General features: G+C 42.9%; 14 protein-coding genes. 5 read left to right on the top strand and 9 right to left on the bottom strand.

Features of this window, described 5'->3' with window-relative positions:
* Positions 1-54 precede the first annotated feature (54 nt).
* The 4 genes from fumC (at position 55) to PQ461_RS00320 (ending at position 3,370) form a co-directional block, all read left to right on the top strand.
* Positions 55-1,452 (top strand): class II fumarate hydratase, encoded by a 1,398-nt coding sequence (gene fumC / locus PQ461_RS00335; RefSeq protein ID WP_274207622.1) that lies wholly within the window; start codon positions 55-57, stop codon positions 1,450-1,452.
* Positions 1,453-1,496: 44 nt separating this feature from the next.
* Positions 1,497-2,018 carry a fumarate hydratase gene (locus tag PQ461_RS00330; RefSeq protein ID WP_274207621.1) on the top strand — a complete coding sequence of 174 codons (522 nt, stop codon included), beginning with the start codon at positions 1,497-1,499 and terminating at the stop codon, positions 2,016-2,018.
* Between the two features lies 1 nt (position 2,019).
* The gene (locus PQ461_RS00325; protein ID WP_274207620.1) at positions 2,020-2,814 is read left to right on the top strand and encodes a S1/P1 nuclease; all 795 of its coding nucleotides are present in this window, start codon (positions 2,020-2,022) and stop codon (positions 2,812-2,814) included.
* A gap of 109 nt (positions 2,815-2,923) precedes the next feature.
* Positions 2,924-3,370 (top strand): low molecular weight protein-tyrosine-phosphatase, encoded by a 447-nt coding sequence (locus PQ461_RS00320; RefSeq protein WP_274207619.1) that lies wholly within the window; start codon positions 2,924-2,926, stop codon positions 3,368-3,370.
* On the opposite strand, the gene PQ461_RS00315 is transcribed toward PQ461_RS00320, so the two are convergent.
* Positions 3,371-3,877, bottom strand: coding sequence for a GNAT family N-acetyltransferase (locus tag PQ461_RS00315; RefSeq protein WP_274207618.1), 507 nt, complete (start codon positions 3,875-3,877; stop codon positions 3,371-3,373).
* Positions 3,878-3,928: 51 nt separating this feature from the next.
* On the opposite strand from PQ461_RS00315, the gene hisS reads away from it, so the two are divergent.
* Entirely contained in the window at positions 3,929-5,443 is a 1,515-nt protein-coding gene (hisS, locus tag PQ461_RS00310; RefSeq protein WP_274207617.1) for a histidine--tRNA ligase, read from the top strand.
* 330 nt (positions 5,444-5,773) lie between these two features.
* Here hisS and PQ461_RS00305 read toward each other — a convergent pair whose 3' ends face one another.
* The 8 genes from PQ461_RS00305 to PQ461_RS00270 form a co-directional block, all read right to left on the bottom strand.
* A complete protein-coding gene (locus tag PQ461_RS00305) occupies positions 5,774-6,490 on the bottom strand; it encodes a 2-phosphosulfolactate phosphatase (RefSeq protein ID WP_274207616.1) in 717 nt (238 codons plus the stop codon).
* A 151-nt stretch (positions 6,491-6,641) separates the two neighbouring features.
* Complete coding sequence (gcvT, locus tag PQ461_RS00300; protein ID WP_274207615.1) at positions 6,642-7,724, bottom strand: glycine cleavage system aminomethyltransferase GcvT; 1,083 nt, start codon at positions 7,722-7,724, stop codon at positions 6,642-6,644.
* Positions 7,725-7,759: 35 nt separating this feature from the next.
* Positions 7,760-8,971 (bottom strand): glycosyltransferase family 4 protein, encoded by a 1,212-nt coding sequence (locus tag PQ461_RS00295; RefSeq protein WP_274207614.1) that lies wholly within the window; start codon positions 8,969-8,971, stop codon positions 7,760-7,762.
* Positions 8,972-9,032: 61 nt separating this feature from the next.
* A complete protein-coding gene (rnhB, locus tag PQ461_RS00290) occupies positions 9,033-9,629 on the bottom strand; it encodes a ribonuclease HII (RefSeq protein WP_274207613.1) in 597 nt (198 codons plus the stop codon).
* Between the two features lie 45 nt (positions 9,630-9,674).
* Positions 9,675-10,913, bottom strand: a complete 1,239-nt coding sequence (locus PQ461_RS00285; protein WP_274207612.1) for a PP2C family protein-serine/threonine phosphatase — start codon at positions 10,911-10,913, stop codon at positions 9,675-9,677.
* A 74-nt stretch (positions 10,914-10,987) separates the two neighbouring features.
* A complete protein-coding gene (locus PQ461_RS00280; RefSeq protein ID WP_274207611.1) occupies positions 10,988-12,121 on the bottom strand; it encodes a glycosyltransferase family 2 protein in 1,134 nt (377 codons plus the stop codon).
* Positions 12,118-13,077 carry a hypothetical protein gene (locus tag PQ461_RS00275; RefSeq protein ID WP_274207610.1) on the bottom strand — a complete coding sequence of 320 codons (960 nt, stop codon included), beginning with the start codon at positions 13,075-13,077 and terminating at the stop codon, positions 12,118-12,120. Before PQ461_RS00275 ends, PQ461_RS00280 begins: the two co-directional genes overlap by 4 nt.
* A gap of 78 nt (positions 13,078-13,155) precedes the next feature.
* Positions 13,156-14,001, bottom strand: a complete 846-nt coding sequence (locus PQ461_RS00270; RefSeq protein WP_274207609.1) for a dienelactone hydrolase family protein — start codon at positions 13,999-14,001, stop codon at positions 13,156-13,158.
* Positions 14,002-14,038: the final 37 nt, after the last annotated feature.

Below are 14,038 nucleotides of genomic sequence, written 5' to 3'. Positions count from 1 at the left end.
TCTTGATTATAGCTTCTATTACCTAACTTTGCCCACGCAAAAAACCAAGCGATCATGAGTTTCAGAATAGAACACGATACCATGGGCGAGGTACAGGTACCTGCCGAAAAATATTGGGGCGCACAAACCGAGCGTTCAAGAAACAACTTTAAAATTGGCCCTGCGGCTTCTATGCCAAAGGAAATTATCGAAGCCTTTGCTTATCTAAAAAAAGCAGCGGCTTATACCAATGCAGACCTTGGCGTATTGCCAGCCGAAAAACGCGACTTAATTGCTGCTGTTTGTGATGAAATATTAGCAGGCAAACTCGACAATGAGTTTCCGCTGGTAATCTGGCAAACCGGTTCGGGTACGCAATCAAACATGAACGTGAACGAAGTGGTAGCCAACCGCTCACATGTATTGCAAGGCAACAAACTGGGCGAAGGCAAAACCTTCATTCACCCGAACGATGATGTAAACAAGTCGCAATCATCAAACGATACTTACCCTACAGCGATGCACATTGCTGCATATAAAGCCGTAACTGAAATTACCATTCCGGGTGTTGAGAAACTGCGCGACTCGCTGAAAAGGAAATCAGAAGCCTTTAAAGATGTAGTTAAAATCGGCCGCACCCACTTAATGGATGCTACGCCGCTTACACTTGGCCAGGAATTTTCAGGCTACGTTTCACAGCTTGATCACGGACTTAAAGCTTTAAAAAATACTTTAGCCCACCTTTCAGAACTGGCTTTAGGTGGCACCGCAGTTGGTACCGGTATCAATACGCCTAAAGGTTATGATGTTAAGGTTGCTGAATACATTGCACAGTTTACCGGCCTACCGTTTATCACTGCCGAAAATAAATTTGAGGCATTGGCAGCACATGACGCTATTGTGGAAAGCCACGGTGCTTTAAAGCAAATTGCCGTTTCATTAATGAAAATTGCAAATGATATCCGCATGCTGGCTTCAGGACCGCGTTCTGGTATCGGCGAGATCCATATTCCAGATAATGAGCCTGGATCATCAATTATGCCGGGCAAAGTTAACCCTACACAAAACGAGGCGGTAACTATGGTTGCTGCACAGGTAATGGGCAATGATGTGGCTATATCTATCGGCGGCTCAAACGGCCACTACGAGCTAAACGTATTTAAACCGGTAATGGCGGCTAACTTCCTGCAATCGGCACGTTTAATCGGCGATGCCTGCGTTTCTTTCACAGATCATTGCGCTGAAGGTATCCAACCTAACTACGAAGGCATTAAAAAACACCTTGAAAATTCTTTAATGCTGGTAACCGCGCTTAACCCGCACATCGGTTACGAGAATGCAGCTAAGATTGCAAAAACCGCATTGAAAGAAGGCACATCATTGCGTGAGGCTGCTATTGGCTTAGGCTTGCTGACTAACGAGCAGTTTGACCAATGGGTACGCCCAGAAGATATGATCGGAAGTTTAAAATAACTATCTCAATATCCCTCTCCCAAAAAAGGAGAGGGAATTTTTTTATGCATATAAGGAAACTTACCTTTCGCCCTTTCCAACAAATACTTACTTTAAGCATAGCATTGCTGTTAGCTTCATGCTCCATGAACCCGGCTTACCAGGGCAGGGGCGAAGCCGGCATACAAGGCGAGTGGCAACAGGACACCACCAGCGCCCAGAAAAAACTGGTTAGTTATGCTTTATATCATTTCAGGTTCGACTGCGATTCGTTTTATGTGCAAATGCACACTTTTAGTAAAGTAAACTACGGCGCTGATACCTGTATGCGCAATGGCCACTGGACAGAATATGCCAAAGGCCGTTACGAGGTACAAAGCGACACCCTGCACCTTAAAGGCTTTTTCACCTTAAAAAGCGGCAAGCTTAAAGACGAGGGCGGCTGTTTCCGTTCCGGCGTTTATGAAGAACGTTTTAAGTTCAGCAAAAAAACAGATTCGCTTTACCAGTTTACCAATACTACCAGCGTTACGCCGTTTACTATTCATCTTACCAAAAGAATTACTTGTAACCCCAAACCCCTTTAAAATGAAATTAAACTTTTTTAAAAAACTGATATTGGGTGCTGCTATTGTTTACCTGCCGGCACAAAGCATGGCATGGGGAACACAAGGCCACCGTATTTGCGGCCAGATTGCCGACAGCTACCTTTCGCCTAAAGCACGTAAGGCTGTGCAAGCTATTTTAGGCAACGAATCTGTTGCTATGGCCAGCAACTGGGCCGATTTTATAAAATCAGACCCGCAATATAATTATCTATATACCTGGCACTTTCTCGACTTTGATAAGCCAATGAATTACCCGGAACTGCAGCAGTTTTTAAAAGAAGATACCGGTGTAGATGCCTATACCAAGCTGCAATATCTGATCGCTGATATTAAAAAGCCAGGCATCAGCAAAGAGAACAAATTGCTTGACCTGCGTATGATCATTCACATTGTTGAAGACATTCACCAGCCAATGCATACCGCACATACATCAGACAAAGGCGGAAACGACCTTAAAGTGAACTGGTTCAGTGAGCCAAGCAACCTACACTCGGTATGGGACAGTAAACTAATCGACTTTCAGCAGTTAAGCTACACAGAATACACCAACTGGATTAATCATACCACGGCAGCTGAACGTGCCGAATGGCAGAAAGAGCCAATCAGCAAATGGCTGTATGATTCGCATGTACTGGCTGAAAAAATCTATGCAGATGTACATCCGGGTGATACACTTAATTACAAATACAACTTTAAGTACATCGATATCCTGAACAAGCAGATGCTTAAAGCAGGCGTACACCTTGCAGGCTTGTTGAATCAGATATTTGCTTAAATAAAACCCCTCCCAACCCTCCCCGGTTGGGAGGGCTATCATAAATCATCTCAATTAATATCATAATATTTTAAAGTCCTCCCTGCAGGGGAGGATTTAGGAGGGGTATATGAAAATTCTAATGGTTTGCCTCGGCAACATCTGCCGTTCGCCGCTTGCCGAAGGCATTATGCAGCACCTGGCCGATGAGCAGGGCTTAAACTGGGAAGTGGATTCGTCAGGTACGGGCGACTGGCATGTGGGCGAATGCCCCGACAGGCGTTCGATCAGTGTCGCCAGGCAGCATGGCGTTGATATCAGTAAACAGGTTTGCCGCCTGTTTCATATCAATGACTTTGAGGATTTTGATCAAATTTATGTGATGGATAAATCAAACCTGCGCAATGTATTGGCCTTAGCGCCTAATGCCGAAGCCGCTAAAAAGGTTGAGCTGCTGTTAGGTCATAAGGAAGTGCCAGACCCATATCACGACAACAATCAATTTCTGCCTGTATTTAAAATGATTGAGGCACGCTGCAAGCAAATCATAAAAGAACTTACTAACAAAGGCGATTAATTAATCGCCTTTGTGCTTTACATACTGGTACAGCTCTGTATCTTTTATTTTAGCATTCTCTACCTGCTGAAACCCGTTATTCAGCAGCACTTTTTGCGATGCCACATTTTCCATAATGGTTATTGCACAAATACGATTCAGCTGCAGGTCTTCAAAACCATGCCTTACCAGTTCCGCCACCAACTCCGTTGCCAAACCCTTTCCCCAGTGTTTTTTATGAAAAGCGTAGCCCAGTTCAACACCTGTTAAACCTTCGCGGGCGGTAAGCAGCATGCAGTCGCCCATATATTCTTTGGTTTCCGCATCTATGATAGCCCAGCGGCCCAAGCCCTCGCCGTTTTTATATAATTGCAGATTATCCCTGAATAAAGCGTCAATTTCTTGTGGTGTTCGTTTGGGTGTAAAACGGGTAACATCTTCATCGGCGCCGAACAACTGGCGCAGTTGCAGATCATCTTCCAGGTATTCGCGTACGATAAGGCGCGGGGTAGTAATAACAACCTTCATAATATTAGCAGTAAACAAAAGGTTAATATATCATTTTTTTACCTTTGCGGCATGGCTAACATTAAACCATCTGTACCTAAAGGAACCCGCGACTTCTCGCCTGCCGAAATGGTGAAGCGTAATTACATTTTCGACACCATTAAAAGCGTATTCCGCAAGTATGGCTACCAGCAAATAGAAACGCCAACGATGGAAAACCTGAGTACGTTGACAGGCAAGTATGGCGACGAAGGCGATAAGCTGATTTTTAAGGTTTTGAACAGTGGTGAAATTATAAGTGATGACATTTTAAAAAGCTTAGATGACGAAAGTGCGTTTATAGAACAACTCACTGTTGACGTTCTTAAAAAGTTCAATGGAACAATAAATAAAGATGGTAACTATTCTTTTGAAGGTGATTTTGAAAATTATTCAGATTTTGCAAATCAGATCAAAAAATATGCTACACAAAAATTTAAAAAATTTATAAAAGAAGAGTCTTCGGAGAAAGCATTACGCTATGATTTGACCGTTCCCTTTGCTAGATATGTTGTGCAACATCGAAATGACATCACCTTTCCTTTTAAGCGTTTCCAGGTGCAGCCAGTATGGCGTGCCGACCGTCCGCAGAAAGGCCGTTACCGTGAGTTTTACCAGTGCGATGCCGACGTTGTGGGCTCTGATTCGTTATTAAACGAAGCCGAATTTATATTAATCTATGACGAAGCCTTATCAAACCTGGGTTTGAAAGATTTTACCATTAAGATCAACAACCGCAAGATACTTTCGGGCATTGCAGAAATCATTGGTAAACCCGAGTTAATTGTAGATATGACCGTTGCCATTGACAAGCTGGACAAGATCGGCCTGGATGGCGTGGTGAATGAATTACTTACCAAAGGCTTTACACAGGAAGATATCAACAAACTGGAGCCTATCATTTTATTAGAAGGCTCCAATTACGAAAAGTTGAATAAGCTTCGCCATATCCTTGCAGAATCAGCAACCGGCTTAAAAGGCTGCGAAGAACTGGAAACGATTTTTGAATATATCAATAACTGCAAGCTGCAACGCGCCAAGCTGGAGCTGGATATTACCCTTGCCCGTGGCTTAAATTATTATACCGGGGCAATCTTCGAAGTAAAAACAAACGAAGCATTTATGGGCAGCATTGGCGGAGGTGGCCGTTATGACGACCTTACCGGCATGTTTGGTTTAAAGGGCTTAACAGGTGCAGGTATCTCTTTCGGTGCCGACCGTATTTATGACGTTTTAGAAGAGCTGAACTTATTCCCAGAAGGCAGCAACCAAACTACACGTGTTTTGATCTGCTGCTTTGACAAAGCAGGCGAGGTATACGCTTTACCGCTATTACAACAATTGCGTAGCGAAGGTGTTAATGCCGAGCTTTACCCATCGGGCACCAAGATCAAAAAGCAATTTGATTACGCCAACAATAAAAATATTCCTTATGTAGTGGTTATTGGCAGCGACGAGATCGAAACCGGCGAGCTTACCTTTAAGCATATGGAAAGCGGTGTGCAAGAGAAGTTAACTGCGAATCAGATATTAGCGAAAGTGAAATAAGCTAATCATTCGATTCTATACTTTCTTTTTCGCCGTGAAAAAGAAAGTATCAAAGAAAAACTCGTCGCTGGCACCGCAGGCTTTGGTAAACTTCTGCTTTAGCACTACATGTAATTACCGCCTGCGATGAGGCGACATCAAGACGCTTATGTTAAGGTAGTGGTAAATACCCCTAATTGTCATTGCGATCCCGTCGGCTGACGGAGAAGCAATCACCGGGTTAATTAACGCCTCACCCCAAACCCCTCTCCGGAAGAGAGGGGCTTACACAAATACAAAAGGCTACGCAAAACGTAGCCTTTCTCTTTACTTTAATCTTTGTTCTTACATCTAAATCTCCATCTTAACCAGCTTTTCGCCGTTTAAGACAGGTATAGCGGTGGTAATATCCACATTAAGGCAGAATTCAATATCCTTTTCAATACCTAACTTTTTCAGGCGTTCGCCGTGTGAGGTTTTGCTCAGGTAAGCTGAAATATCATTTTTACCCAGGTCATAAATATCATTAGCTGCAATTGCAGGGTCGTCCAGCACATAGCTTGCGTTTTGCTTTAACTGGTCTACAACTGCCCCTGCAAACATGGTATCTTCCAGGTTAAAGTTATTCTTCCAACCGGCACACACCAGCAGGATGTGTTCATTCTGTGTTTTCAACCAGTTGCAAAGGGCGGTCAGGTTTAAAAACGAGCCTATAATGATTTTCTTTGCAGCGCGTGATAAATGCAGGGCATGTGTGCCATTAGTTGTAGTAAGCACAACTGTTTTACCGGCAACTTTTTCTTTGGTATAAGAAAAAGGCGAATTACCAAAGTCGAACCCCTCTACAACGCTGCCATTACGCTCGGCCGCCAACATATATTCTGTTCCTTTTTCGCGGTAGGCGGCACATTCTTCTACCTGAGAAACAGGAATAATAGCTTCAGCACCATTCTCTATCCCATAACAGATGGATGATGTTGCACGAAAAATGTCAATAATAACGACAATATATTCCTCAACCTTATATAATGGAAGCAAAGCCGGAGAAAGGCATACTTCAAGCTTCATTGAATTTGATGTACTGAGTTCCAATTTCAGTTTTTCGCTTTATGTGATGTCATTGCGAGGAGTTACGACGAAGCAATCTCAACTCCTGAATTATAAAAGCGATTGCTTCTCCGTCAGCCGACGGATCGCAATGACAAATACTATTTATAAATTAAGCTTTGTAAAAAGGCAGTTTAACTACCTCAGCCTTTACTTTATTATCGCGGATCTTGATGTAAATCTCCGAACCTTCTTTGCTGTATTGGTTTTGCACATAGCCCATACCAATGGCAGTTTGTAATGATGGCGATTGGGTACCAGAGGTTACTTTACCGATGTTGTTACCCTCTGCATCAACAATCTCATAATCGTGACGCGGAATACCACGCTCAACCATTTTAAAGCCGATCAGTTTGCGTTTAACACCTTCTTGTTTTTGTTGTTGCAGGGCAGCCGAATTGGTAAACTCTTTGCTGAACTTAGTGATCCAGCCCAGGCCTGCTTCTAAAGGCGAGGTAGTATCATCAATATCATTACCATACAAGCAGAAACCCATTTCTAAACGCAGGGTATCACGAGCGCCTAAACCAATAGGTTTAATGCCAAATTCTTCGCCTGCTTTGAAAACCTCATTCCAAACGTGTTCGGCATTGGTGTTCTCTACATAAATCTCAAAACCACCCGCACCGGTATAACCTGTAGCTGATATTACCACATTATCCACTCCCGCAAACTTTCCTTTTTTGAAAGAATAATACTCCATTGATGCCAGGTCAACATCAGTAAGTTTTTGCAGCGCATCAGCCGCTTTAGGGCCTTGTACAGCCAGCAATGAGGTGCGGTCCGAAATATCTTTCATGTCCACACCAAAGGTGTTGTACTTAGAAATCCAGTTCCAGTCTTTCTCAATGTTTGATGCATTAACTACCAGCATATAGGTTTTCTCGTCAATACGGTAAACCAGCAGGTCATCAACAATACCGCCATCTTCGTTAGGCAGGCAAGAGTACTGCACTTTACCATCATATAGTTTAGAAGCATCGTTGCTGGTCACCCTTTGGATCAGGTCAAGTGCGTGGTCGCCCTTTAAAATAAATTCGCCCATGTGGCTTACGTCAAACACACCTACGCTTTTGCGAACAGTGTCATGTTCGGCGTTGATACCAGTATACTGAACAGGCATATTATAACCTGCAAACGGAACCATTTTAGCTCCTAAAGCTTCATGAATATGAGTTAATGCTGTATTCTTCATCTTTAATTTTGATGCTGCAAAGGTACAATTTATTATTACACGCCCGCCCCTGCAACCTGCTGATAAAAAGCGACCATTTTGCTTGCTACTACGCTGATATCATAGGTTTGTTCAACCAGCTTTCGGGCATTGGCACCAATACGCTTGGTATAGGCTTCGTCGGTAATGCAACGCTTGATACAGCGTAGAAATTCTTCGCGGTTATTGGCAATAAGTATATTAACGCCATGCTGATAATCGATGCCCTCGGCTCCCAGCGATGTGGAAATGATACATTTTTCCATCGCCATGCCTTCTACAATTTTTACACGCATACCACCGCCCGATAGCAGGGGAACGATCATGACCGATTTACTGTTTACAAACTCCAGCGCGTCATCCACTTCTCCCTGGATGTAAATTTTGCCCATTACCTCATAATCGTCAAACTGCTCGGGGATGTCGTTTCCGGCTACATAAAACCGCACACGCAGTTCGTCGCCGGTAAGGTCCTGGTAAAAAGTATTTAAAAACCACTGGATTCCTTCGCGGTTGGGCAGCCAGTCAAGCGAACCTAAAAAGAACAGGCTTGGAAATTCTGTTTTTGACGGATCAGGCTTATATCGTGCAATATCAAGGCAAACGGGTAATATTTCAACAGGCGGTTTCACGCTATAGTTAAGCATGGTGTGCTGGTCCTGTTCTGTGAAAACTGCTATCGCATCAACCCGGTTAATCTGCTGCATTTCATAGTTCTTAATGCGCGATGCCATTAGTTTAAGATACCATTTCTTAATCGGATCCCCTTTTTGCGCGGCCAGCCTTTGCCATACAATATGCTCAATATTATGTGAGCGGTATACAATACGTGCCTTACTGAACCGCCGAATAACCGACAAGTAAGGCATTACATACAACCCCTCCAACTGTATGATATCATAGGTTGTAGTTTTAAGTTCCTCTATCAGCATGCGCTCAAAGCCTTGATGGTAAAAACGCTCTATCTGCCTGAAACGGTTATTAAAAACCCCGATAATACCTTCAAAGAAATTAAGGTTGATACTTAGCCTGAATGTTTTGTAATTGATGCGGGCGATCAGCTCATCTGGTTCTCTATCATCATGAATATGTTTTTTATGCGCATCTAAAGCAAACAAGGAAACAGTATGGCCTGCATCCAGCAAACCCTTCATGGTATTACACACAACAATGGGGTATCCGCCATTTTGCGGAAATGGAACGCGGTGCGTAATAATAAGTACCTTCACAAGGGTTGTTAATTGGTGATACTACAAAAATATCAACCCTGCGTACCTTATCAAACTTTCTTTAAAAAATACTTAACTGCGGCTGTGTAACCTGAAATGTACGGCGATGGTAAGGTGTAAAGCCTAATTCTATCACAGCATTGCGGTGTTTAATAGTAGGGTAGCCTTTATTGCTGTGCCAGTCATACTCCGGGTGCTCGGCTGCGATCTGCTTCATGTAGTCGTCTCGGTAGGTTTTGGCCAATATCGATGCAGCGGCAATACTGAAATACAAGCTATCCCCTTTAATGATACAGGCATGGGGCACACTTTTATATTTATTAAAGCGATTGCCATCGATAATTAAAAATTCGGGCGGGATATGCAGCTTTTCTATAGCCCTGTGCATTGCCAGGAACGATGCATTCAGGATATTGATCTGATCTATCTCCACGTTATCAACCACACCTACCGCATGCGCAATGGCACATGCCTCAATTTCAGTACGTAAGGCGTAGCGGGTTTGCTCATCAAGCATTTTTGAATCAGTAAGCAGTGCATGTTCAAAATCATCAGGCAATATAACTGCAGCTGCAAACACAGGGCCTGCAAGGCATCCTCGGCCAGCTTCGTCGCAGCCAGCTTCGATATGGGTATGCTGATACTTTACCTGTAGCATCGGGTTTAATTCTAAGGCAAATATCCGGGTTTGTTCTGAAACTTTTTAAAAAAATCGTAAGGTCAGCAAGGTAATATCGTCAATTGGTTTTCCTTTTATGACCAGGTTAAGGTGATCCATTATCGACTGGTTGAACCTGTCCGGGCTGATATGCCCGTTATTGATCACAAATTCTATCAGCTGCTCATCTTTCCAATGCTCGTCATTACGCAGTTCGTAATCCATTAAGCCGTCGGTATAATTAAATATTAATGAATTGGGTTCTATATCTATCTCGCCCTGATTTATAAATGGCAACTCTTCAAATACGCCGAGCATTGTAGTACCTAATTTTAAAGGCACAGCATTGCCGTTAGCATATAATATGGAGGGATTATGCCCGGCGTTAATATAAGTTAACCTTCGGGTTTGCTGGTTGTACTTGGCAACAAACATGGTAATAAAACGCTCGCCTTTGGTGTTTTTGATCACAATCTGATTCAATCGCTCAATCACCGTGCTCAGGTCATTTTCAACCGTGGCCCAGGCACGCAGGCTGGCCTGAAAGTTTGCCATTAACAGCGCGGCTGATATCCCCTTGCCAGATACATCTGCAATGCACCATAGTATCTCATTATCATTTAACCGGATAAAGTCGAAGTAATCGCCGCCTATATCCTGATGCGGGAGGTATTTTGCACCAATTTCAACGGCGGCATCTTTGTGTAAACGTACAGGGATCAGCATATTCTGCACCTCGGCGGCAAGCTCCATCTCGCGCTGAAAGCGTTCTGTTTGCAGGCGCTGCCGAAACAGCTTTTTATTTTCAAGAGCAACAACAATTACATTGATCAGTGTCTGGATAAAGTTAAGGTCGTTACTCAGCATTTCGCCCGAGGTGTTGAAATCCCCTATGAGCGCATAAGCCAGGGCTTTGCTTTTGTGGTAAAACGGAATAAAGTAATGGTAGGTTTTCAACACCGGATCGGCATGTGCAGATATTTCTGTTGGCGACCTGAATTTACTGAGCTTGGCGCAGGATTTGTGCAGCACAACGTTGCCTTCAAATTCGCCACCATATTTGGAGATACAAACATATGAACCGCCCTTTTCAATCAAAAAGCGCATTTTACCTACCTGCAAATAGTTTTGAAGGATCACCTCGAGCATTTGAAGCAATACCGGGGTGGCTGTGTTCTTATTTATCGCACGTGTAACTTCGAGCAGGGAGTTTAACTCAGATTGCCTTTTCAGCAGCAATCTGATCAGTTCGCCCTCACTTGAACTTTCGTCGATATTATTCATTTAGGTTGCGGTGGTATACAGCCTAAATTATAAATTTCCTGACTAAAAAGCATGGAATTTTAATAAATCAACGATTATCTAACCGTTCTTCCCTTCCAAACATACTTACGGGCATTTCCCATCAGGCCCACATAAACCATGTAAAGTATGTGCATTGGTTCCAACAACAACAACAGCGGCAGCAGTTTAAGCCTTTTTAAGAACGCCATTACAGGTGCCAGAAATGCCAGTTCAAATAAAAATTTTAATAGAATTTGCAAAGCAAATAATAGCAGCACCCGGCTGTTAAAAAAGCCCCATCCCAAACTTATTAACATAGACAGGTTGAAAAACCAGATACATACGGCCAGCGCAACCACTTTTTTGTCTTTATACTTTGTTGACTTTGAAGCCCAGCGCCGGCGTTGCTGTAAAAATGATTGCAGATCCGGCTTGGCATATGTATACACTACCGCATCAAGACTTTTTAGAAATCCGATTTTGCCTGGATAAACCATCGCGATTTTTTGCAATAGCAGCTCATCATCTCCTGATGCCAGGTCATCAATGCCTTTAAAACCGCCTACTTCGTGAAAAACATCTTTACGGTAAGCCAGGTTAGCGCCATTGCAAGTAGAAGCCCGCCCATTGCCAATAAAGGATGCCCCCAAACCAATAAGGTAGGAGAACTCCAGTGTTTGTAAACGCTCGAACAAGGATATTTCTTTAAAATAGGTTACCGGGGAAGAGATCATTACCGGGTTTTCTGTCTCATAATAACTTACTATTGAAGAAAGCCATTTGCTGCCCATACGGCAGTCCGCATCAGTGGCTACCATCAGTTCCCCGGTTGAAATGGCAATGGCTTCCGTAATTGCCTTCTTTTTGTAAGAGTTAAGGATCTCGTTACGCTCGAGCTGTAAAAGTCCTACACCCTGTGTGGCATAACTTGCTATAATTTCTGCGGTACGGTCTGTTGAGTGATCGTCTACAATGATGATCTCCGTTAGGTCTTTAGGATAGTCCTGCGCAAGCAGGTCGTTGATAGTTTCAGCAATATTTTCTTCCTCATCACGGGCAGCTATCAGCACCGTTACTTTAGTTTTAAACCTGCCGGTAACTGGTCTTTTAGGTGCCTGCAATGCCGACCAGCCCCTGATCAGATAAAGTAGAACAAGTAAATAAATGCCTGTTAAAATGCAGGCCAGGTAAGTATAAGCCGTTATCAAAAAAACTTCATTTTAAACACGAACACGGAACCTAATATGGCCGGAACGATCAGATTAATAAACCATATAGATGATACACCGGCAATTACTGCTATTTGCTGGTTGGTAACATAAGCAAAAAATGTAGTGGCGGTAATACTGCGCACGCCAACGTCAATCAGGTCAAGCGATGGTAGTATGGATTGTATAAAAAACAATATCAGCACCATCATCACTATAAAAAAAGCATTTAACCCGGGGATTAACAGGTGCATCACCAGGTAGTATTGAAAAGTAAAAACTGCGAACCTTGCCATGCAAAACAGCATAATGCGGTTAAGCTCTTTTGAGCGGTATCGCGACATGATACCAAAAAAACGGTGATATTTTTTAAGCGGCTTTATACGATCAAGCAGGTTTACAACAGCGCTGATGTTAAAATAAAAGACCAGCAGTAAAACAACCACAAGCATGCCCAGGCTTATGGCAGCCAGCAACAGCCATAATTGCAAATGCAAAAATGTATACCCAAACCACAATAAAGCGGTGATACCTAATACATTGGTTAATACCATTTGCCCTATTGAGCCCACTGCCATGGCAAACACGCCATGTATGCGCCTGCGAGGGGGTAAAAACATTACCCTGCCGCCATATTCACCTAACCGGTTTGGCGTAAAAACCGCCCATGTTAAGCCGCAAAAGACCGATTCAACAGCCTGGTAAACAGAGATGGTTGTTAAACTGCGTGTAAGAAAGCGCCACTTTAATGCTTCCAATACCCAGTTAACAATCATCAGTAAAAAAACAAAGGAAAGGACTACAGCAACCTGCGTATTATTAATATGCTCTATAAGCGTGCGGAAACGTCGCAGGTTATCGTTACTGGAAACCTTGGTATATATAAAATAAAAAGCCAGCACCAATACCACAGCTTTAACTGCATAAGAGAAAATCTTTTTGGCTGCCTGGGTCAATGGGTTTTATTTAAACGTACAATGTTACAAAAAAGAGCACGCCAAAGGCATGCTCTTTTAAAATCCTGAATTATAATATTATTTAATACGTGCTTTTAAATAAGCAAGCGTACGTGCATTAGCTTGTTTGGTAGCTTCGCTATTGTAAATAGGATTGCTTGGATTAGCAAAACCATGATCTGCATCGTATTCGTAGATCTCACCTTTTTTACCGGCTGCTTTTAAGTTAGCCTCAAACTGTGATACTACTTTAGGGTTAATCCATTGGTCTTTGCTTGCAAAGTTGCCTAATACATCGCTGTGCAATGTTTTTAACTTATTTACGTCCTGCTCTGGCATACCGTAATACATTACGCAGGCAATAGTTTTGCTACCAGCCATTAAAGCGGTTTGCAAACTCCAACCACCGCCGAAGCACCAGCCTAATGTGGCAATTTTTGCTTTAGGGCCAGCATAAGCAATAGCGCCGTTGATGATCGCCTTTGCACGGTCTTCTTTTACAGCCTGCATCAGTTTACCGGCTTCATCGCGGTTATCGGTAGTTTTACCATCATAAAGGTCAAGGTCAATGATGTTAACATCGCCTAACTGGTTATATAAAGTTTCTGATTCCTTTTTTACATAATCGTTCAGCCCCCACCATTCGTGTATCACAAAAAGGTAATTATTGGTTGGCTTTTTAGCTTTGAATACAAAGGCAGTGGCCTCTTTACCATCAGGCGTTTTGTAGGTTACCGTTTTACCAACGGTGCTTTGAAAATGTGTTTTAAGCGGGTTAGCATGCGCCATTCTGAAGTTTTTGTCAGATGCAAGCATGGCAAAACGTTTGGTTGCAGTGGGTTTTGCACAACAAGCCATTTTGCTTTGTGCAAAAGCGCCTAAACTGCCAGAAATAAGCAGGGCAAATAGTAATACTTTTTTCATGATCGGATAAGTGAGACTTGTTTTATACAATTAACGA

The organism is Mucilaginibacter sp. KACC 22063 (assembly GCF_028736115.1).
In the GTDB taxonomy this organism is placed as follows: domain Bacteria; phylum Bacteroidota; class Bacteroidia; order Sphingobacteriales; family Sphingobacteriaceae; genus Mucilaginibacter.
This window is presented reverse-complemented; position numbering and strand designations above follow the sequence as displayed.